The sequence below is a fragment of the Aequorivita echinoideorum genome (genome assembly GCF_018476645.1).
GTDB classification, from domain to species: Bacteria; Bacteroidota; Bacteroidia; order Flavobacteriales; family Flavobacteriaceae; genus Aequorivita; species Aequorivita echinoideorum.
Genome location: NZ_JAHCTB010000001.1, coordinates 385,482 through 407,385 on the forward strand (window position 1 = coordinate 385,482; position 21,904 = coordinate 407,385).

20 protein-coding genes are annotated in these 21,904 nt (G+C 39.4%); 12 read left to right on the forward strand and 8 right to left on the reverse strand.

Going from position 1 to position 21,904, the window contains the following annotated elements; all coding sequences use genetic code 11:
- The first annotated feature begins 176 nt into the window (after nucleotides 1–176).
- The 4 genes from KIV10_RS01840 (at nucleotide 177) to KIV10_RS01855 (ending at nucleotide 2,530) form a co-directional block, all read left to right on the forward strand.
- Nucleotides 177–941: an exodeoxyribonuclease III gene (locus KIV10_RS01840; RefSeq protein ID WP_214111781.1), complete on the forward strand. Its 765-nt coding sequence runs from the start codon at nucleotides 177–179 to the stop codon at nucleotides 939–941.
- Nucleotides 942–984: 43 nt separating this feature from the next.
- Nucleotides 985–1,941 (forward strand): OmpA/MotB family protein, encoded by a 957-nt coding sequence (locus KIV10_RS01845; RefSeq protein ID WP_214111782.1) that lies wholly within the window; start codon nucleotides 985–987, stop codon nucleotides 1,939–1,941.
- 75 nt (nucleotides 1,942–2,016) lie between these two features.
- Nucleotides 2,017–2,271 carry a type II toxin-antitoxin system Phd/YefM family antitoxin gene (locus KIV10_RS01850; RefSeq protein WP_214111783.1) on the forward strand — a complete coding sequence of 85 codons (255 nt, stop codon included), beginning with the start codon at nucleotides 2,017–2,019 and terminating at the stop codon, nucleotides 2,269–2,271.
- A 1-nt stretch (nucleotide 2,272) separates the two neighbouring features.
- Nucleotides 2,273–2,530, forward strand: coding sequence for a Txe/YoeB family addiction module toxin (locus KIV10_RS01855; protein WP_214111784.1), 258 nt, complete (start codon nucleotides 2,273–2,275; stop codon nucleotides 2,528–2,530).
- A 40-nt stretch (nucleotides 2,531–2,570) separates the two neighbouring features.
- Here the strand turns inward: KIV10_RS01855 and KIV10_RS01860 are convergent, their stop codons facing one another.
- The 3 genes from KIV10_RS01860 to radA form a co-directional block, all read right to left on the reverse strand.
- Nucleotides 2,571–3,935 (reverse strand): acyl-CoA dehydrogenase family protein, encoded by a 1,365-nt coding sequence (locus tag KIV10_RS01860; protein WP_214111785.1) that lies wholly within the window; start codon nucleotides 3,933–3,935, stop codon nucleotides 2,571–2,573.
- A 67-nt stretch (nucleotides 3,936–4,002) separates the two neighbouring features.
- Nucleotides 4,003–5,136, reverse strand: coding sequence for a M23 family metallopeptidase (locus tag KIV10_RS01865; RefSeq protein ID WP_214111786.1), 1,134 nt, complete (start codon nucleotides 5,134–5,136; stop codon nucleotides 4,003–4,005).
- Between the two features lie 36 nt (nucleotides 5,137–5,172).
- Nucleotides 5,173–6,543: a DNA repair protein RadA gene (radA, locus tag KIV10_RS01870; protein ID WP_214111787.1), complete on the reverse strand. Its 1,371-nt coding sequence runs from the start codon at nucleotides 6,541–6,543 to the stop codon at nucleotides 5,173–5,175.
- A 46-nt stretch (nucleotides 6,544–6,589) separates the two neighbouring features.
- Here radA and KIV10_RS01875 point away from each other — a divergent pair, with 46 nt between their 5' ends.
- Nucleotides 6,590–9,460, forward strand: a complete 2,871-nt coding sequence (locus KIV10_RS01875) for a sensor histidine kinase (RefSeq protein ID WP_214111788.1) — start codon at nucleotides 6,590–6,592, stop codon at nucleotides 9,458–9,460.
- Complete coding sequence (locus tag KIV10_RS01880) at nucleotides 9,460–10,110, forward strand: response regulator (protein WP_214111789.1); 651 nt, start codon at nucleotides 9,460–9,462, stop codon at nucleotides 10,108–10,110. Before KIV10_RS01875 ends, KIV10_RS01880 begins: the two co-directional genes overlap by 1 nt.
- A gap of 1 nt (nucleotide 10,111) precedes the next feature.
- Here the strand turns inward: KIV10_RS01880 and KIV10_RS01885 are convergent, their stop codons facing one another.
- The 4 genes from KIV10_RS01885 to panC all read right to left on the reverse strand — a co-directional run bounded on the left by KIV10_RS01885 (nucleotide 10,112) and on the right by panC (nucleotide 13,513).
- On the reverse strand, nucleotides 10,112–11,260 hold the full coding sequence (locus KIV10_RS01885) for an alpha/beta hydrolase-fold protein (RefSeq protein WP_214111790.1): 1,149 nt from the start codon (nucleotides 11,258–11,260) through the stop codon (nucleotides 10,112–10,114).
- A 78-nt stretch (nucleotides 11,261–11,338) separates the two neighbouring features.
- Nucleotides 11,339–12,304: a lysylphosphatidylglycerol synthase transmembrane domain-containing protein gene (locus KIV10_RS01890; protein WP_214111791.1), complete on the reverse strand. Its 966-nt coding sequence runs from the start codon at nucleotides 12,302–12,304 to the stop codon at nucleotides 11,339–11,341.
- Nucleotides 12,305–12,655, reverse strand: a complete 351-nt coding sequence (gene panD, locus KIV10_RS01895; protein WP_214111792.1) for an aspartate 1-decarboxylase — start codon at nucleotides 12,653–12,655, stop codon at nucleotides 12,305–12,307.
- Between the two features lie 12 nt (nucleotides 12,656–12,667).
- A complete protein-coding gene (gene panC / locus KIV10_RS01900; RefSeq protein WP_214111793.1) occupies nucleotides 12,668–13,513 on the reverse strand; it encodes a pantoate--beta-alanine ligase in 846 nt (281 codons plus the stop codon).
- Nucleotides 13,514–13,694: 181 nt separating this feature from the next.
- On the opposite strand from panC, the gene KIV10_RS01905 reads away from it, so the two are divergent.
- From KIV10_RS01905 to KIV10_RS01930, 6 genes are all read left to right on the forward strand, one after another.
- Nucleotides 13,695–14,504 (forward strand): glycogen/starch synthase, encoded by an 810-nt coding sequence (locus KIV10_RS01905; RefSeq protein ID WP_214111794.1) that lies wholly within the window; start codon nucleotides 13,695–13,697, stop codon nucleotides 14,502–14,504.
- A gap of 22 nt (nucleotides 14,505–14,526) precedes the next feature.
- Nucleotides 14,527–16,059 (forward strand): DUF4270 domain-containing protein, encoded by a 1,533-nt coding sequence (locus KIV10_RS01910; RefSeq protein ID WP_214111795.1) that lies wholly within the window; start codon nucleotides 14,527–14,529, stop codon nucleotides 16,057–16,059.
- Nucleotides 16,060–16,065: 6 nt separating this feature from the next.
- Nucleotides 16,066–17,913, forward strand: coding sequence for a glutamine--fructose-6-phosphate transaminase (isomerizing) (gene glmS, locus KIV10_RS01915; RefSeq protein WP_214111796.1), 1,848 nt, complete (start codon nucleotides 16,066–16,068; stop codon nucleotides 17,911–17,913).
- 539 nt (nucleotides 17,914–18,452) lie between these two features.
- Nucleotides 18,453–19,958, forward strand: coding sequence for a F0F1 ATP synthase subunit beta (atpD, locus tag KIV10_RS01920; protein WP_214111797.1), 1,506 nt, complete (start codon nucleotides 18,453–18,455; stop codon nucleotides 19,956–19,958).
- Between the two features lie 73 nt (nucleotides 19,959–20,031).
- A complete protein-coding gene (locus KIV10_RS01925) occupies nucleotides 20,032–20,307 on the forward strand; it encodes a FoF1 ATP synthase subunit delta/epsilon (protein ID WP_214111798.1) in 276 nt (91 codons plus the stop codon).
- A 141-nt stretch (nucleotides 20,308–20,448) separates the two neighbouring features.
- Nucleotides 20,449–21,312 carry a cupin-like domain-containing protein gene (locus KIV10_RS01930; RefSeq protein WP_214112137.1) on the forward strand — a complete coding sequence of 288 codons (864 nt, stop codon included), beginning with the start codon at nucleotides 20,449–20,451 and terminating at the stop codon, nucleotides 21,310–21,312.
- 5 nt (nucleotides 21,313–21,317) lie between these two features.
- Here the strand turns inward: KIV10_RS01930 and KIV10_RS01935 are convergent, their stop codons facing one another.
- Nucleotides 21,318–21,791, reverse strand: a complete 474-nt coding sequence (locus KIV10_RS01935; RefSeq protein WP_214111799.1) for a regulatory protein RecX — start codon at nucleotides 21,789–21,791, stop codon at nucleotides 21,318–21,320.
- Nucleotides 21,792–21,904: the final 113 nt, after the last annotated feature.

Here is a 21,904-nt window from a genome sequence, read left to right on the forward strand (position 1 = left end):
TAGATTATTTATTGATAACCTTTTGCGGTTTGGTTAGGGTAAAAATACAATCTTATTTACTTTAGCCACACAAACATTCCGAGTAACTCCGCGGATTTCTGCTTAACGCTGCACCTACGCAATAATGCTTGTTTGAGTAAAAAATCCTTCGGAGCCTCAAGCTAAAAAATTCAATTTTGAAAATAATATCATACAACGTAAATGGAATTCGCGCCGCCATGCGCAAAGGTTTTATTGATTGGCTGAAGGCCGCCAATCCAGATGTAATCTGTCTTCAAGAAACAAAGGCAAATTTTGACCAGGTAGAAATCGAGGCAATTGAGGAAGCTGGATATCCTTTTCATTATTGGTTTAGTGCCGTAAAAAAAGGGTATAGTGGCGTCGCCATTTTTTCCAAAATAAAACCAAACCACGTAGAATATGGTACGGGCATAGAATATATGGATGCGGAGGGAAGAAACATCCGCGTGGATTTTGATAACCTATCGGTGATGAGTCTTTACCTTCCCAGCGGTACAAACATCAACAGACTGGAGCATAAATTTACCTATATGGCAGATTTTAAGAAATATATAGATACGCTGAAACTAGAATTTCCCAATTTAATTATTTGTGGAGATTATAATATTTGCCACGAAGCAATTGATATCCACGACCCAATTCGGAATGCAAACGTGTCTGGTTTTTTGCCTTCAGAAAGAAAATGGCTGGATGGCTTTATGAAAAGTGGCTTTATTGACAGTTTTCGACATTTCAACAAAGAACCGCACAATTACACGTGGTGGAGCTACCGCGCCAATGCCCGAAACAATAACAAGGGTTGGCGTATAGATTATAATCTGGTCTCGCAGCCACTGCAAGATAATTTGAAACGCGCCGTTATATTGCCAGATGCCATGCATAGCGACCACTGTCCGCTTTTGGTGGAGTTGGAGTTTTAAAAAATGTTGCAGGATAGAAATAACTAAAAATCAACCTTTCAAAATGATAAAAAAAATTTTCTTCGGAATTGTTCTCGTGAGCTTAACAACTTCTTGTGTTTCTTCAAAAATATATGAAGATTTGAAGGCCAAAAATGAAATGCTTAAAGCCGAAAATGAGACATTGATGTCCCGCTTAAACGAAAAAAATGGTGGAAATTCCAATCAATATTCAGTTGCAAACCTTCAAAAGGAAATTGAAAAGTTGAATTCCGAAAAAAGCAGATTGGCAATGGATTTGGCTGCCGCCGAAAGCAACTACCAAAGAATGAAGGATAGTTATGATGCTTTGGAAGAAAACAGCTCATCTGCGCTTACGGATAATCTGGCCCTCAATCGTGATCTTTTGGTAAAACTGGAAGAAAAAGAAAAAGCATTGGCCGCTGAAAGCGTGCGACTTGAAAAACTGCAAAGAGATCTTGCTGCACGTTCGGCACGTGTTGAGGAACTTGAGGGAATTATCGCTTCAAAAGATGCAAAAATGAAATCGCTTAAAGATGCCATTTCCGCAGCATTGACAAATTTTGAGGGCAACGGTCTAACTGTGGAACAACGCGATGGCAAAGTATATGTTTCCATGGAAAATAAACTGCTATTTGAAAGCGGAAGTTGGGCAGTGGGCACTCGTGGACGCGAGGCTGTAATGGAGTTGGGCAAAGTACTCGCTAAAAATCCTGAAATCGCTGTATTGATTGAGGGGCATACCGATAATGTGCCATATGGCGGAAGCGGAAATATTGAAAATAACTGGGATCTCTCCACCAAACGCGCAACAGCAATCGTTCAAATTTTGACTGAAAACGGCTCAATTCCCAAAGAAAATTTAACCGCCGCCGGCCGAGGAGAATTTTCTCCCGTAATGCCGAATACTTCAGCGGAGGGAAAAGCCAAAAATCGCAGAATAGAAGTTGTGCTAACTCCAAAACTTGATGAAATTAACAAGCTATTGAATGAGATTTAATTTTAGAATTTGCCTATTTGAAAATTAATTGCTTATGATAATTTGTACGTATATTTGTACACAAAAAATTTAATTATGCAAATTACAACTGTCTCAGATTTTAGAAAAGACATAAAAACGTATTTGGACAAAGTGGTAAAGAATTTCGAAACTTTGATTATCAATAGAGGAAAAGATTCGGGAATTGTAATAATGTCTTTGGAGGAATACAACTCTTTAATGGCAACAAATCACGAATTATCCTCTCGAAAAAATGAATTGAGATTAGATTCAGCTATTGAAAAATTAAAGAGCGGAAGTGGCATTGATAAAGATTTGATCGAGGAATAAGATGAAATATATATTTGTCGATGAATCTTGGGAGGATTATTTATATTGGCAAAAAACAGATAAGAAAAAACTGCAAAAAATAAACGAGCTTTTAAAAGATATAGCCAGAAATCCATTTGATGGAATTGGCAAACCGGAAGCTCTTAAACACAAATATTCTGGATTTTGGTCAAGAAGGATTGATAATGTGCATCGACTCATTTATCAATATAACGAAAATGAGATCATCATAGTAAAATGTAGATTTCATTACGACTAGTAAAGAAATTTGATCTTCAATTTATCTAAAAAATTTCATCCTAAACAAACGCGCTGTAACCAGTAATCGCCCGGCCCACAATCAACGAATTTATCTCCTTCGTACCTTCATAGCTGTAAATTGCTTCGGCATCTGCCACAAAACGTGCAACGTCGTGTTCCAGTAAAATTCCGTTACCGCCCATAACTTCTCTCGCACGGCTTACCACATCGCGGGTTCGCATACTGCAGAACACTTTGGCGAGTGAGGCGTGCTCGTCTGTCAACAACTTTTCATCCTGCAATTCCGAAAGCCTAAAACACATAGTCTGCATCGCCGTCAAATTTGCCACCATTTCCACCAAATGATTTTGAATTAACTGAAATGAAGCAATCGGTTTTCCAAATTGCTCGCGCTTTTTGGTATATTTCAAAGCACTTTCATAGGCTCCTCGCGCGCAGCCCACTGCTTGCCACGCAACAGCGGCACGAGTCATTTTCAGCACCTTGGCGGTATCCTTGAAGCTATCGCATTTTTGGAGTCTGTCACTTTCGGGAACACGGCAATCGGTCATGGTAATCAATGCATTTTGAACGGTTCGCAATGCCATTTTATCTTCCATTTTTTCAGCTTTGAAACCGGGATTTCCTTTTCGAACCAAAAAACCTTTCACTTGGTCTGAAGCCTCATCACGCGCCCAGATAATTACAACATCTGCAAAAGTGGCGTTGCCTATCCATTTTTTCTGTCCGTTCAAAACCCATTCGTCGCCCTCAAGCCTGCACGTGGTTCCCAGACCGCCGGCAACCCCAGAGCCAACCTCCGGTTCCGTTAAGCCAAATGCGCCAATCAATTCCATACGTTGCATTTTGGGGAGCCATTCCTGTTTTTGTTCCTCGCTGCCACACAAGTAAATAGAGCCCATAGCCAGACCGCTGTGCACTCCAAAAAAGGTAGAAATGGAAACATCTACCCGCGCAAGTTCCATCGCAATGATTCCCTCCATTAAAAAAGGTTGTTCGTATTTCCCGATTCCTTCGTATGAAATTCCGCAGATGTCCAGTTCTGCCATTTTCGGAATAATTTCAAAGGGAAATTCGGCTTTGTTCCAATATTTATTGGCTATCGGTCTTATTTCTTCTTCCATGAAATTCCGAACTTTAATCTGCAATTCGCGTTGTTCCGGTGAAAGTTTTAAACTTAAATCGTAGAAATCGCCATCAATGGGAGGTAATTTGTGCTGTCCTTTTTTTCCGCCTTTGTGCTTCAGCATTTTCATTAAACCGGCCAGCTGGCGGTCATCGAGTTCGCCCACGGTTTTCATAATTTCAGAAAGATCTACTTTTTGCGATAGCTTTCCCAGCGCATCAAGGTCAACATCTTTCATTAAATTTATAGTCTGCTTTATTTTGGAAAAAATGGACATAACGAAGTTTTTCAGAATTGATTTCTAAAGATACCAATATGCCCATTCCAAAAAATCTAAATAAACGTTAATTTGAAGATAAGTCTTTCAGCAAGGACTGATTTATATAGCCTTTCAAACTATCTTTTGTTTGAATGTGAAACCATTTTTCATTTTTTCCGAGTACTAAAACGGTATCGTTTTTCTTCAAAAGTTTTAATTCCTTAAAAACGGTTGCAGGCCCTTTCCGCAATTCGGCCCTATTTTTTGTGACCGAAGCAACAACAACTTTTGAAGTATCCTTTATTTGCTGAATTTCGGTCAATTTTATATATGGATACGGATTAACGGCGCCAGAATTTCTATAAATTCCAAAATGCAAGTGGGGCTGTGTGGTTTTTGCGTTCCCAGTATTTCCCACAAAACCTAGCGTATCACCAAGTTTGACTCTTTCTCCAGAGGTGGCGGCAATGCTGTCCAAATGAGCGTAATAAATGCTTTTCCCAAAAAGACCATCACGCAACCAGACCTGCTTTCCGCCCAGTCCCCGCTCACCCGTATAGCCTATTCTACCATCAGCGACTGCAACAACAGGGGTTCCACGATCTGCAAAAATATCTACACCCTCGTGCGAACGCTTTCCACCTTCGCGCGGATCTGCCCAAAAACTCTGCACGCTTTTATTTGTCCCACCACTCACGGGAAAAAAATACATAGGCTGCGAATAAATTTTCAAAATAAAAGGGATACTGCGCCTCATTTCCGGCTGCACAATGATTTTGTAAAAATCTGATTTATCAATTTCAAAAGAAAGAAACGCCTGCTTGTCCTCTGAACTTTTTATGAGTTTGAAAGTCTTCAGCGAATCGCTCTGCATCTGAAAAAAATCGATAAAAACAGATGCAGAATCGGGTTGCTTTTCAACCTCAACGATCAATTTTTCACCTTCCTTCAGTTGAAGATTATAGCTATACACGTGATTATTTTCTTCAGAAAAAATTCCACTTTCAGAATAGGGAAGCGTTATTTGCAGGCTGTCCCTCTTTGCAAGTTCAAAGGCGTTTTTCCAGCCTAGTAACAAGGAATCATCCTTTTTAAAATTACGCTCATAGACCTCGCGGGCAGTTGGTTGAATAATTACATCTGCTGCTTTCTGGACTTGCTTACAACCTACCATACACAGCACGAATACTGCTAAAATGTAGCCAATTCTTTTTTTCATAGCGTTACACTTTTAAGCAGAAATTGTACCAAAAAATTATCCAAATAAATGGTGTACAACATCGTGGACTTTTGCAACCTTTATAATATTTATGTGAAAGGAATGCTTTGGAATTTTGCAGTATTTTGAAATAACTATGGAAGTGAATCCTAATTTTTCGGCTTCCAAAATACGCTGCTCCACACGGTTTACGGGTCGCACTTCCCCCGCAAGGCCAACTTCGGCGGCAAAACACATTTGCTTGTCGATGGCCATATCAATATTTGATGAGAGTACGGCAGCGACTACTGCCAAATCTATTGCGGGATCGTCCACGGTTATGCCGCCGGTAATATTCAAAAAAACGTCTTTTGCACCCAACTTAAAGCCGGCGCGCTTTTCCAAAACAGCCAAAATCATATTCAGTCTTTTGGCATTATATCCAGTGGCACTTCGTTGTGGCGTGCCGTAGACCGCGCTGCTCACAAGGGCCTGAATCTCAATCATAAGCGGCCGCATTCCTTCCAGCGTTGCTGAAATTGCGGTACCGCTCAATTCCTCATCATTTTTGGAAATCAATATTTCTGATGGATTGCTCACCTCGCGCAAGCCGCTTCCCTGCATTTCGTAAATTCCCAATTCGTTTGTGCTTCCAAAGCGGTTTTTATTCGCCCGTAAAATTCTATAGATATGGTTTCGGTCGCCCTCAAATTGAAGGACTGTATCAACCATATGTTCCAGGATTTTGGGCCCGGCAATATTCCCATCCTTCGTTATGTGCCCTATCAAAATGACTGGAGTGGCGGTTTCTTTTGCAAATTTTATAAGTTCGGTTGTGGTTTCCCGAATCTGCGAAATGCTTCCGGCACTGCTTTCAATATTATCTGTGTGCAATGTTTGAATGGAATCAATAACCACGATATCCGGCTCAATTTCTTCAATATTTCTGAAGATATTTTGCGTTTTTGTTTCGGTGAGAATGTAACAATTTTCTGAAACGGGCTGAATTCTTTCGGCCCTCATTTTTATTTGCTGTGCACTTTCCTCGCCAGAAACGTACAATGTTTTATAGGGAAGCTGAAGCGCAATCTTCAGCATTAATGTGCTTTTTCCAATTCCCGGCTCGCCGCCTAAAAGTGTTAATGAGCCCGGCACGAGACCGCCGCCCAAAACCCGGTTGAGTTCGTTGTTTTTTGTATTGAGTCGTGCCTCGCTTTGGGTTGAAATCTCTGAAATGCGTTGCGGTTTCGCGGTTCGGTTTTTAGTTCCGCCAGAGGAATCGTTTATCTTCCAACTGGATTTTTCAGCTTTTTGGATTACTTCTTCGGCGATGGTGTTCCATTCTTTGCAGGAAGTGCATTGCCCTTGCCATTTAGCGTACTGTGCGCCGCAGTTTTGACAGAAAAAAGTGGTTTTTGTTTTGGCCATAATATTCAGCTAAAATAAATATATTTACGCTACCAACCACAGCTGGATGAAACTTCTCAAGCTCGTCATTTGCTCTCTTTTATTCATAACCAATTGCGCCATCGCGCAGAAATATTCCTTTAAGAATTTTACTATTGAGGATGGTTTGGTAAGCAATGAAACTTCAGATATATTTCAGGATAAAAAAAACCGAATCTGGGTTACCAGCACAGGCGGTGTAAGCTGTTTTAACGGCAAAAGTTTTACCAATTATTCTACCAAAAATGGACTGGCCTCTAATGTTGCCTTCAGCATTTTTGAGGATTCCAAGGGGAGGATTTGGGTTGGCACGTTGAACAATGGCATAAGTATTATTGAAAATGGAAGAGTGAGGAATCCGCAAGGGATTGATTTTTCTACGCTTGGCAGTTGTAATGATTTTTTGGAGGCCGCGGATGGCACTATTTACATTTTTTTCTCAAAAGCCATTGCTACCTTCAAAAATGAAAAGCTTGAATTGATTGAAAATCTTCACAACAACGAAAAAATAAATAGCATTGAAAGCGCGGAATGGTACGATAGCAATACCATTTATATGGCATCGCTATCTTCAGGCGTATTGAAGTGGACTTTGAATCCGCAGAAGATTGAGATTTTCAACAATGAAACCCATGGCATCAACAATATCTGTTATTCAATTTATGTAGATAAAAACAAGGACGTGTGGGTAGGGGCGTATGGCGAATTGAATAGATTTTCAAAGGGAAATCTCAAAAAATTTAGTTTTGACAAAGAAGATTTCGACAAAAACCGGATTTATCACATTTGGGAGGAAAATGAAAATGAATTCATTTTAAGTACGGAAGGTAACGGCTTTGGAATTTTCAATAAGAATACCGGAAAAATAAAATTTTACAATGAAGCACAAGGTTTACCCAGTCGATATATCTATACTTCAATTAAAGATACGGAGGGAAATCACTGGTTTACCTCTTTCGGGAAAGGAATTATCCGATTTCGGGACACGGCTTTCAAGATTTATGATGAAGATCACGGATTACCGTCAAATTCGGTAACCGAGTTGGTTGAATGGAAGCAAGACTGGTTGGTGGGCACGGATAACGGACTAGTTGCAATAAAGGATGGCAATGTTCAAAATGTGCTGATAGACGGCCGCGTAGTGAATAATCTTTCAGTCACTTCTGAAAATAATTTGCTTGTAGCTACGGATAAAAATACCGTTGAATTTTCAGAAGAACAAAAGCCGAAAATAATTGATGAGGGTTACTTCAATTTGGCTTATAAAGATAAAGGGAAGTATTATTTATTCGGGACCAATGAAATAAAGATTATGGAAAATGATACGTTTCATAAATTCCGAACCGGAAAGGCCATTGCAATAAATGCTTTGGATGACAGATATATTCTCACAAAAATAAGCGGGCTTTATCAGCTTCACAATAACAAGTTGGACACCATACCGGGCTTGAGTCCATTTGAAACCAGTGACTTTCATTCTACGGACGTAATTAATAAAAATGAACTTTTAGCGGGAAGCGAAAAGGAATTGTTCCATATAAAATTGCAGAACGGTATCTATAAAATTCGTTCTTTTCGAATGAACCGGTTTTCATCCCTCCACCATTTTAGGGCGTTACGCGTTGTGGGCAATGCTTTATGGCTTGGCGGCAGGGATGTAATCTGCAAAGTGGATCTAAAACTTCTTTTGGAAAAAGATTCGGTGAAAATAAAATATTTCAAGACTGCAAAAAATTTCCTGGCCAACGATATTGATTTCAATTCATTTACCATGACGAGTGATAGTACGCTTTTGGCAACTTCGGTCAATGGAATTTTGGCTTTCAATGAATCTTCCTATAAAACGAACACGCAAGCCCCAAAACTTGATATTTCAGAAATATTACTTTTTTCGGAACCGCTGGTAGACAGTATTTATAAAACCAAAACAGGCATCAGATTACCGCACCAAAAAAATTATCTGACCTTTACGATGGAGGCGATAACGTTTACCAATCCAGAAAACGTTCATTACAAATATAGGCTTAAAGGATTGCGGGAAGGCGACACGTGGTCCCAACCCACTATGGACGCACAGGTTGTTTTCAGCTATTTGCCTCCGGGAAATTATACATTTGAATTTACAGCAGATAATGGTGATGGAATTTGGCAGGAAAACCCATATACATATTCCTTTGTTATTGACCTTCCCTTTTGGAAAACGTGGGAATTTTGGTTCTCTACGCTCATTTTGCTGGGCGGTTGCGTTTTCGCAGTTAGCTATTACCGGAATAAAGCCCTTTTGAGGCGAAGTGAAGCCTATTCCCACGGTCTTATAAGAGCACAGGAAGAAGAAAGAACGCGCGTTGCCAGAGAACTTCACGACAGCGTTGGCCAAAAATTAATGCTGTTGACCAAAAAAACCAAGGACACTGGAAATGTTGAAATGGAATCCTTGGCGGGAAATACACTTGAGGAATTACGAAGCATTTCTCGCGGACTTCATCCGGCAAACCTTGAAAAATTGGGCATAAGCGCCGCACTAAGAAATATGATTGATGAAATTGATGCCAACACTAATATTTTCTTTACCCACGAAATTGAACAAATAGATGCTTTGCTATCCAAAGAAGCCTCCCTACATTTGTATAGGATTATTCAAGAAGTGCTAAGCAATATGGTTAAACATGCGCAAGCAAAATCTGCCATGATACGTATTCAAACAACAGGAAATACCATCGAAACCGTAATCCGTGATAACGGAAAAGGATTTGTTATTTCTGAAAAAATGAAAACTTCCGGCAGTTTGGGAATGAACACACTTTATGAACGGGCAAAAATCCTAAATTCAAAATTGGATATTAAAAGCCAAATAAATAAAGGAACCACTGTAAAATTGACTATACCTATTTCAGCATAATGATTGACAAAAATTCCATAACGTTAATAATTGCAGATGACCATCCGCTGTTGTTGAAGGGACTTTATGAGGAATTTACAAGAAACAATTACAATGTTTTGGGGCAAGGGAAAAATGGGACCGAAGCGCTTCAGCTTATTTTGGCGCACGAGCCGGACATTGCATTTCTGGATATTGACATGCCTTATTTAACCGGTTTTGAAGTAATAAAAACTGCCAAGGAAAAAGGCGTAAAAACAAAATTTATAGTACTGTCTTTTCACAAGGAGCAGGAATATATTTCACAGGCAAAAGCGCTTCAAATAAATGGCTATCTTTTAAAGGAAGACAGCTTTTTTGAAATAGAACGCTGTATGGAAAACGTTTTAAAAGGGGAATATTGTTTCAGCCGTTCGTTTGAGGCAGACTTGCTTAAAAGCGCCAGTGATGACATCAAAAATCTGCAACTGCTGACACCTTCGGAAAGCACGATACTCAAAATGGTTTCGCAAAACAAAAGCAGCCACGAAATTGCCGAGGCACTTTTTATTTCAATCCGTACCGTAGAAAAACACCGAAGCAATATAATCAACAAACTTAAACTGGACCCAAACAACAACACTCTTACTTCGTGGGCTTTGAGCAATAAAGCGGTTATTCAGAAATTATAGTTTAATACCCAAAGTCCGTTTTTATTTTATCGGCACGGTCCAATAACATATCTATCGTCAAGAAATCCACTTCCTCCTTATCAAATGCCGCTTGATAGGTGCGCATGGCTTTTTTGGGATCGCCGTTTTCTTCGTAATAACGACCCATATAATAATCGCCCAAAATAGTATTTGGATAATCCTTTTGGGCCATAGAAGCTATTTCGCGAAGCGATTCCCATTGCTTTTTCTTTTCGGAAGCCGTTGCGGTTGCAATGTAATCATTCACACGAATGGGATTATCAAGTCCAAAAAGATCTTCAATGGTAGCGTATTTGTCAATTAAATATTGATGGATTGGCGTGTTCAGCTTCATTACCACGTCACTATATTCCTTTTTACTTATCGGCCTATACACAGAGAATATTTTTTCAAGCGCATTGGGTATTCCCCTTCCTACCAGGGAGTAATGCGTGGCATTTTCAAAATTATCATAATAGTAATTGAATGTTTGGCTTTTTAAACCTACTAATTTAGTGTTGAGGGCTTCCGTACTTTCCATCAACCCTTTAATATCATCAGTCCCCGTTGCCAGATAATAAAATACTTTTTGTGAAATGGAAGGTAGGCGTTGCGCAATTCTATCATCAATCATTGGTGCCAAATCTGGACTCAAAACTATATATCCATTGAATAACGGCGGGTCTTTAAAAAGGTAATAATTGAGGAAATTCGCCGTAAAATCGTGCCCCACGCCTATCACAAATTTCGCCGTGCGGTATTTGCCGTCAATATAGGGCAAAAGCTCCAAGCCTATAAATTCAAAAAACTTTGCGCTGTCCTCATCCGGCATAAACGTGTTATCATCGTACGCGCAATCCTCATAGCGAGAATCTCCCTGCATAATACCTACCACAATAGATTCTGGCATATCTTCCCAATAGCTGAAATAATCCACATTTCCCGCCACTGGTTCAAAAAGATAGTCTCCGTCCAGAACGATGACTATGGGATAAACCTTGTCTTTATTTGAATCATAATTTCGGGGAAGCTGGATTTTCAACTTTCGGGATTCACCAAGTTTTGAAGAGTTGAATTCTTCATAAATTATTTGTGAAAACGCCGAAACATTAAAAAAAACACAGATTGCAAGCAGTAGGATTTTATTCATGGGTAGAAATTTTATATTCTTCGGAAAGATAACAATTTTTGGATTCGCAGTTTTTCCGAAGCAAAAAATTTAGACCCGCTACAGTTTTACCCTGTTATAGACCGGCAAAAGCAGAAATGAAAGTCCACCAAAAAAGATGATGGATGCAATGCTGGACGTCCAAACAATCCAACCGAATGCAGTCCCAGCCGTTTCAGCTATACCAAAAACGGCCAAAATTCCAGCTACGAAAAAGGGATAAGAACCAAAACCGCTATTGGTAAAGGCAAAGGCAAAACTCCCCACTACAAATGTAATTATAAGCGTACTCGCCGAAATGAATTCAGTTTCGGAAAGTGCGTGGGTTGCGGTATAAAATGATAAAAAATATAGTGCCCAAATAATGCAGGTATGAAGCAGAAAAGCGAATTTCTTCTTCATTTTCAGAATACTAAAAACACCTTCCTTTAACCCGGAGATAAATTTCTTCAATTTATTCCGAAGATTGCTTTTTGAATGTTTCATAAACAGGAAAAAGAAAACCACCAACGCTATGAGTGTAGCCATTGCGAACAACATTTTTGTGGGTTCCACAACTTCCTTCAAATAAGCAAACAGTACGTCAAACTGAATTAAAAGTGCGGCAATGGTAAATAAAAAGAGAAAAATCAAATCCACGACCCTTTCAGAAATTATACTTCCGAAGCCTTTTTCAAAAGGAACCTTTTCGTATTTATCCAGCACAATGGCTCGGGAAACCTCACCACTTTTCGGAATAAAAATATTCATCAAATATGCTATATACACAGCCATGAAATTGTTGGCCAGCTTGGTCTTATAGCCCATAGGTTCCAGCATAAAATTCCAGCGATAGGCACGGGATATGTGGCTCAAAAAACTTAAAAAAACCGACAGTGCCACAATGGCATAATCCGCCTTTCCGAAGTAAATTTTTATCTCCTCAATTTGCTCCGGAGAAAACCGGCTATAGGAATACCATATTAAAAAAATGCCCAAACCCAGCGGCAAAGCAATCTTGAGAAATTTAGAAAGGGAGCGGCTCAATTATTTTAGAAGATTTGTTTCCTCATCTGGGAAGACCAGAGCTGGTTTGAAAGCTTTTGCCTCCTCAACTTCCATAAGGGCATAACATATAAGTATAAGCACATCGCCGGGAGCAACCCTGCGAGCGGCGGCACCGTTCAATGTAATTTCGCCACTTTTGCGCGGACCAGGGATTGCGTATGTTTCCAGACGTTCGCCATTATTGTTGTTGACTATCTGTACTTTTTCGCCCTCAATAATATTGGCGGCATCCATTAAATCTTCATCAATAGTTATGCTTCCTATGTAATTTAGGTCTGCGCCGGTAACTTTTACCCTATGGATTTTAGATTTTACTACGTGTATTTGCATTGTGCAAAGGTATTAATTTAAAGGCATATTATCTATTAACCTGACGTCCCCCGCAAAGACCGCTACAAACGCCCGATATTTTGCATCTTCGCTTTTTGAGCTGGCAGACTTGAGGGTTTTTTCATCGGCAATTTCAAAATATTCCAAATTGAGATTGGGAGTAGACAAAAACCGTTCCGTAACCATTTGATTGAGTTCTTCCAAAGTTTTTTCTTTGAAATGTCTTCGAACTTCGGTCAATATTTTATAAATAATACTGGCTTCTTCAAAAAGTTGTGGGCTCAGTCGTTTATTCCTTGAACTCATTGCAAGACCATTTTCCTCACGAACAATAGGACAACCAATAATGGTCACGGGAAGTTTTTCAATTTCAACCAATTGTTTCACAATCTGCAATTGCTGAAAATCCTTTTCGCCCAAGTAGGCAAAGTCTGGTTCAATGATTCTAAAAAGCGAATTTAAAATGGTTCCCACGCCGTTGAAATGCCCTTTTCTGTGCTTGCCTTCCATTTCATTTTCCAGACCACCATAATCATAATTCTTTGCGGCAACCTTATCTTCATATATATCTGAAATTTCCGGAGCATAAACTAAAATATTCTTGTTAAGACTTTTTAAAAGCTCACAATCTTCATTCAGCGTACGGGGATATTTTTTTAAATCTTCGGCATTATTGAATTGTGTTGGGTTAACGAAAATACTTACCACGACCACATCATTTTCATCCAAAGCTTTTTCAACCAAAGAAAGGTGCCCTTTGTGCAGCGCGCCCATAGTAGGAACAAAACCGATTTTTTCATCTCCCCGAAAGGAATCCAGCGCGTTTTTAAGATCTTTTTTATGGGTGTACAACACCATGTTTTTTGTTTAAGAGCGGGCAAAATTAATATATTAAAGACAATCTACATAAATTTTCGTAATTTTGCGTGTTTAAAATTCCAAGCCCAATATTGCGCCTATTTGAGCAACGCCAACGAGGAACTTTAAAAAAATTCAAATTTGGCACCGCTCCATTTAATTAATTATAAAAAAAGTATAGATGAAAGATAAAAGAGTCTTGTATGTGTCTTCCGAAGTTATTCCATACCTTCCCGAGACCGAGATTTCTTCAATGTCGTTTGAAGCCCCGCGAATGATAAACAGCCAAGGCGGCCAGATTAGGATTTTTATGCCCCGCTATGGGAATATAAACGAACGCCGGCACCAACTGCACGAGGTTATACGCCTTTCTGGTATGAATTTGGTTATCAATGATTTTGATATGCCTCTTATTATTAAAGTGGCCTCTATCCCAAAAGAACGCATACAGGTTTATTTTATAGATAATGACGATTACTTTAAAAGAAAAGCTACGTATGCAGATGAGGATGGCAATTTCTATCCAGACAATGATGAGCGCGCTATATTTTTTGCAAAAGGCGTTATTGAAACGGTCAAAAAACTGAATTGGTCGCCAGACATTATACACGTACACGGCTGGCTGGCTTCACTTTTTCCGCTATATCTACGTAATTATTACGGAAATGAGCCCTTGTTCGAAAACAGTAAAATTGTTACCTCAGTATACAATCAAGGCTTTGAAGGCACGTTAGATAAAAACATGATCAATAAGGTACGTTTTGATGCCATTGATGATGAGGCTATAAAGGATTTGGAAAATCCCACCTATGCCAATTTAATGAAAGTTGCCGTAAAGCATTCTGATGCCGCTATTATCGGTTCTTCTGAAATTCCAAGTGAACTGGAAACCTATTTGTCCCAAGTAGACAAGCCGGTGTTAAAGTATCATAATATGGATAATTTTTCTGAAGCATATTTGGACTTTTACCGCACCGAAGTTTTAAAATAAAATTTTTTACCGCGTATATTTTATGAAAATTAAAAATTTATTGCCCAAGCTTGGCGCCATACTTTTTATAATTATTGCGATGGCCTCGTGCCAAGAGGACATCAGCACAATAGGTTCCGAGATTTTGGGAGAAGAAACGCCCAATGGAATTCTATTTGACCAAAGCACCGTTATTGCTTACAGCAAAAAATTGAACTCAGTACAAACCAATAGACTTCCCGCATATCAATTAGGAGTTTACAACGATGCCGTATTCGGAAAAACTACGGCCAATCTTCTCTCACAACTAACACTTTCACAGAATGCGCCAACATTTGGCGAAAATGCAAGTCTGGATAGTGTTTATATTTATATACCATATTTTAGCACAGGAACAACCGTGGATAGCGAAACTACATACGTTAATGACTCCATTTTTGGGAATTCAGAGATTAATATCCGGGTTTCGCGATCCAATTATTTTCTACGGGATTTGGATCCCAATTCAAATTTTGAACAGGCCCAAAAATATTATTCTGATGATGCTTCCCTTTTTGAAGCTAATCTCGGCGAGGAATTAGCCTACATTGAAGATTTTAAACCAAATTCTAACGGATATATTTTTAATGAAGGTACAGACGATGAAGTAATACTGGGTCCAGGGCTGCGCATAAAATTGGACTCAACATTTTTTGCGGAGAATATTTTAGCTAAGGAAGGCATGCCAGAATTAAGCAATAATAACAACTTCATTAATTTTTTAAGGGGAATTTATGTTGAAACAAGTTCGCCAACGGATGATGGAAGCCTCTTTCTTTTTAATCCCGCAAATGCGAATATTACTTTGTATTACAGTTCAGATGGAGACGATGGTGAACGGGAGTCAGATACTTTTGTACTGAATTTAGGCGGTATAAATGTAAATACTTTTGAACGTGAAATCCCAGCTGAACTCAATAGTACATTGGAAAATCAAGATGTAATCAATGGGGAAGAAAATATATATTTACGAGGCGGCGATGTACTGGGCATTGTTGAGCTTTTCGGGGAAGACCTCGATGGCAACGGCGTACCCGAAGAGTTGGAAATGCTTCGCGAGAAACAATGGCTTATCAACGAGGCCAACCTAATTTTTTACGTGAATCAAGATGTAGTCGCTGGCGGTTCCACAGAACCTGAACGGATTGTAATTTACGATATAAACAATAGTAATGTCTTGGCGGACTATACGCTAGATTACACAAATGGTCTTGCTCCCGTAAATGCATTAAACATTCATTTGGGAAGACTGGATCGCGGCAATGACGAAAATGGTGATTTTTACAAAATCAGAATAACCAATCACATCAGTAATCTAATTAATAGAGATAGTACAAATGTAAAACTGGGTGTCATGGTTTCACAAAATGTACTTGCCCAGACCACCCAAGGCGTAAGAATTCCCACTTCTCCGGGAGTGAAGGATGTTCCCACAAGTGCCGTAATCTCTCCTGAAGGAACTGTTTTATATGGAAATGCTTCAGCAAATCTGGAAAAAAGATTAAAACTTCAAATTTATTACACTGAACCCAACTAAAATATTATGTGCGGAATTGTAGGTTATATTGGCAAAAAAGAGGCATATCCCATTGTTTTAAATGGCCTAAAGCGTTTAGAATATCGAGGTTATGATAGTGCCGGAATCGCATTGTATGACGGTACCGATATTCAACTTTGCAAAACGCAGGGGAAAGTAGCAAGTCTTGAAGAAAAGGCTGAATCTGAAATTTCAAGAAAAGGAAGTTTGGGAATAGGCCACACCAGATGGGCAACGCACGGGGTGCCTAACGATGTAAATAGCCACCCGCACTACTCAAATAGCGGAGATTTGGTAATTATCCATAATGGAATTATCGAAAATTACGATTCCTTAAAAAAAGAACTAAAAAAACGCGGTTATATATTTCATTCCGATACCGATACCGAGGTGCTTGTCAATCTGATTGAGGATATTCAAATAAATGAAAAAGTAAAACTGGGAAAAGCCGTCCAGATTGCGCTCAACCAAGTTGTTGGGGCGTACGCCATAGCTCTTTTTGATAAGAAGAAACCAGATGAAATTGTAGTGGCAAAACTGGGAAGTCCGTTGGCCATCGGGATTGGTGATGATGAATTTTTTGTAGCCAGTGATGCATCACCTTTTATTGAATTTACGAACAATGCCATTTATTTGGAAGATGAAGAAATGGCGATTATCCGTTTGGGTCGTGATGTAAAAGTGCGTAAAATCAAAGATGATAAATTGGTTGCTCCTTACATTCAAGAACTTCAATTGAATTTGGAACAAATTGAAAAAGGAGGTTATGACCATTTTATGCTGAAGGAAATTTACGAACAGCCGTCGGTAATAAAAGACACCTATCGCGGGAGATTGCTTGCCGAAAAAGGAATCGTTAAGCTGGGAGGACTCGAGGATTACATTGAAAAATTCATAAATGCGGACAGAATTATAATCGTTGCCTGCGGAACCTCTTGGCACGCAGGTTTAGTGGCTGAATATATTTTTGAAGATCTGGTTCGTATTCCCGTTGAAGTAGAATATGCATCAGAATTTAGATATAGAAATCCGGTAATCTCCGAAAATGATGTTGTTATTGCCATTTCGCAAAGCGGTGAAACCGCAGATACATTGGCAGCCATAAAACTTGCAAAATCAAAGGGAGCTTTTGTTTATGGAATTTGCAATGTTGTGGGTTCAACAATTTCAAGGGAAACACACAGCGGCACCTATACCCACGCCGGACCCGAAATTGGCGTAGCTTCTACCAAAGCATTTACTACCCAAATTACGGTACTTACTATGATTGCCCTGCGATTGGCAAAAGCCAAAGGCACCATTAGCCAGCGGGATTTTATGCTTTATCTTAGGGAATTGGATCTAATCCCGGATCAGGTTGAAAAAGCATTAAAAACCGAAGATAAAATCAAGGAAATCGCGGCGGTTTTTAAGGATGTACGCAACTTTCTTTATCTGGGAAGAGGATATAATTTTCCCGTAGCACTTGAGGGTGCGCTAAAACTCAAGGAGATTTCATACATTCACGCAGAAGGCTATCCCGCCGCCGAAATGAAACACGGCCCAATTGCGCTTATCGATGAGCAAATGCCCGTTGTAGTAATTGCCGTGAAAAGCGACCATTACGACAAAGTTGTCAGCAATATTCAAGAAATTAAGGCCCGTAAGGGAAAAATAATCGCAGTTGTTTCCAAAGGAGATACAGCGGTAAGGGACTTGGCGGATTATGTGATGGAAGTTCCAAAAACTCCCGAAGCATTAACCCCATTGGTCACCACTATTCCTCTTCAGCTTTTATCATACCACATAGCCGTAATGTTAGGCAGAAATGTGGATCAGCCCCGTAATTTGGCGAAATCTGTTACGGTTGAATAATTTTTGCCATTAAGATATTGCCCTTATTTTCTTTGCAAAGTTTGAAAGAAATGCCTGCAAAATTGAAAAAGCGAATAAAATTCCGAAGAACAAATAAATATAGTTGGGATGATTGCTTACTAGCGCTGCTGAGCCAAGTAATATTATTGCCCAAATTATCGCGTTGACTGTTATTAGTTTTCTCATAAATTATAAGTACGATAATTATTTACTTGTTACATAATTGCCTTAAAAGTTTTCCAAATTGCGAAATGAAATTTTAAGTCTGCTCGAAAGTTTTACTTAATAAAATCCATTTTAAGAAAATTTCCCTGCCGATATATTCTTTTATAGAATTCGTCGAAAATCACGCAACTAACTTTAAAATGTTACTAGTCATATAATTATATTTAAAAAAGAGAATGGTTAAGTCTATTAAAATTCTTCGAATTTTTTAAACACAGCCATTGCGATTTTTATTCAGAAAAAACTATCTTTGCACCGTTCAAAAAGGGGGTGGTTTTTTTGCCCTTAGTTAACTATAATATAAACAGTTACTCATGTCACAAAGTACAGGAAAAGTTGCACAGATTATTGGCCCGGTAGTAGACGTTGCCTTCGATGGCGGATCGGAACTTCCAAAAATATACGACTCGCTTGAAGTTGATAACAACGGAAATAAATTGGTTCTTGAAGTTCAGTCACACATTGGTGAAAATATGGTGAGAACTATATCGATGGACTCAACTGATGGTTTAAGCCGTGGTGTTGATGCTATTGCAACAGGAGCGCCAATCCAAATGCCAATTGGGGATGATGTTTACGGTAGACTTTTCAATGTAATTGGTGATGCAATCGACGGTATTGGAAACCTTCCAAAAACTGGCAACGATGGACTTCCTATTCACCGCGAGGCTCCAAAATTCGAAGATCTTTCCACTTCAACAGAAGTTCTTTTCACAGGGATTAAGGTAATTGACCTTATTGAGCCTTATGCAAAAGGTGGTAAAATTGGTCTTTTTGGTGGTGCGGGTGTAGGTAAAACCGTACTTATTCAAGAGTTGATCAACAACATCGCGAAAGGTCACGGTGGTCTTTCAGTATTTGCCGGTGTAGGTGAGCGTACTCGTGAAGGAAACGATTTGCTTCGCGAAATGCTTGAATCCGGTATTATAAAATACGGTGATGACTTTATGCACTCTATGGAAGCTGGTGGATGGGATCTTTCAAAAGTTGATAAAACTGCAATGAAAGAATCTAAAGCTACTTTTGTGTTTGGACAGATGAACGAGCCACCTGGAGCACGTGCGCGTGTTGCGCTTTCAGGTTTAACAATTGCGGAATATTTCCGTGATGGTGCTGGGGATGGACAAGGAAAAGACGTTCTTTTCTTCGTAGATAATATTTTCCGTTTTACACAGGCCGGTTCAGAGGTTTCCGCGCTACTAGGGCGTATGCCTTCTGCAGTGGGTTACCAACCAACTCTGGCAACTGAGATGGGTGCCATGCAAGAGCGTATTACTTCAACAAAAAGAGGTTCCATTACTTCGGTTCAAGCGGTTTACGTACCTGCGGATGACTTAACGGATCCTGCGCCAGCAACAACATTTGCCCACTTGGATGCAACAACCGTACTTTCACGTAAAATTGCTGAGCTTGGTATTTACCCAGCGGTGGATCCATTGGATTCTACCTCTAGAATTCTAACGGCCGATATTCTTGGAAAAGAGCATTATGGTTGCGCACAGCGAGTAAAAGAGCTACTACAGCGATATAAAGAATTGCAGGATATTATTGCCATCCTTGGTATGGAAGAACTTTCTGAGGACGATAAATTGGCAGTAGGTCGCGCCCGTCGTGTTCAACGTTTCCTTTCACAGCCTTTCCACGTTGCGGAACAATTCACAGGTATCCCAGGAGTTTTGGTAGATATCAAAGAAACTATAAAAGGGTTCAATATGATTATGGATGGCGAACTGGATCATCTTCCAGAAGCGGCGTTCAACCTTAAAGGTACTATCGAGGAAGCCATTGCCGCAGGTGAGAAAATGCTTGCCGAAGTTTAAATTGGTTAACAGTTGATAGTTGTTGGTCAATAGAATGCCAACAACTATCAACTAACAACAAACAACTAAAAATATGTACTTAGAAATAGTAACCCCAGAAGCGTCATTAGTTGCCGGAGAAGTTGAAAGTGTTACCGTTCCGGGAGTGGAAGGCGAATTCCAAATGTTGAACAACCACGCTCCTATTGTTTCTGTTTTGCAGGAGGGAAAAGTGAAGTTTAAGGGAAACCCAACAATTGCGGAAGCTTTCAAAAACAAATTCACCCAGGAAGATGGAAAATGGATTCTTCATATAAACGGCGGAACTGTGGAATGCAATAACAATCGCGTGATGGTCTTGGCAGATTGAAACTTCACAATCTAAAAAATACTAAAACCTTCAAACCCAATTCTGGAATTTGAGGGTTTTTCATTTATATTCCTTAAAGTTATATTAATATTCCAATAACTTATACCTCAGGATTTGTAAATTTGCGCGTTGATGAAGCATATGCAGTTACAGCAAATAGACAGGGTAAAAACCATTACCAAAGAAGATTTTCTAAAAAAATATTTTAAGCCCCAAAAGCCGGTTGTCATTGAACGGTTTGTTGAGGATTGGCCCGCATTTTCAAAATGGAATCTGGATTATATGGCAGAGGTTGCTGGTGAAAAACAAGTTCCGCTATATGATAATAGGCCCGTGAGCCACGAGGATGGTTTTAACGAGCCGCACGCCAAAATGAAAATGCGCGATTACGTGGAGCTTCTTAAAAAAGAACCTACAAAATACCGCATCTTTCTTTGGAATATTTTAAAGGAAGTGCCCCAACTGCAAAAGGATTTTTGGTTTCCGGATTTTGGGCTGAAATTAATGAAGGGGCTGCCAATGCTCTTTTTTGGCGGAAAAGATTCGTACACCTTTATGCATTACGACATTGATCTGGCGAATATTTTCCACTTTCATTTTCAAGGAAAAAAGGAAGTAATTCTTTTTGACCAAAAGCAGAACGATTATCTCTACAAAATCCCTCACTCGCTCATAACCCGCGAAGACATTGATTTTCACGACCCCGATTATGAAAAATGGCCCGCTTTAAAGAAAGCGAAAGGTTACATTACCCATTTGGAGCACGGAAACGTGCTGTACATGCCCGAAGGCTATTGGCACTACATGCGCTATATAACACCTGGTTTTTCCATGAGTCTGCGCGCCATTGCTCGCAATCCAAAAAACTTGGCCAAAGCCATTTACAATATTGCGATTATGCGGTATTTCGACACGTTAATGAGAAAGCTGAAAGGGCAGGAATGGATAGATAAAAAAAATGAGAAAGCTATTCATAACACTCATAAAAAACTGGGCATAGTTTAAAGATTTTAGGATATCTCTGAAATCTTTCCATAAACAAGCTCACTTTCCCAGCCGCGATAAAAAAGATAATCGGCAAATTTTTTTCTTTTTTTCTGAAGATTTTTTTCTGAAGTTAATTGCTGCAAACGCTTTTCTGCCAAGGCTTCAAAGGTATTGTAATATTCCTTTTCTGAAATTTCCTTTAGGGCAATTTGAATATTAAATTTAGATATTTCGCGAAGCTTCAGTTCATTCAAAATTCTATTTTTGCCCCATTTTTTGGTTCGGAATTTTCCCCGGGCGAAGGTTTGCGCAAATCGTGTTTCGTTTAAATAATTATTTTCAATTAAATGAAGTAAAATCTGGTCTGCCGCTTCGGGAATCATTCGCATTTCATACAGTTTTTGGGTCACCTCCTTATAGCAGCGCTCTTGGTACGCGCAATAGCGTTCCAATCTTTTCTTGGCTTCATTTACAGTGTAGGTTTTGTGGGTATCCAATAGAAAATTTTAAGTGAAGATAAAACTTTTTATTTCCGCAGAAAAAAACCAAGACCCCTGCGCTATAAGAATCACGAACCTAGATGATAGAAACAAAAGCATCCATAGTATCG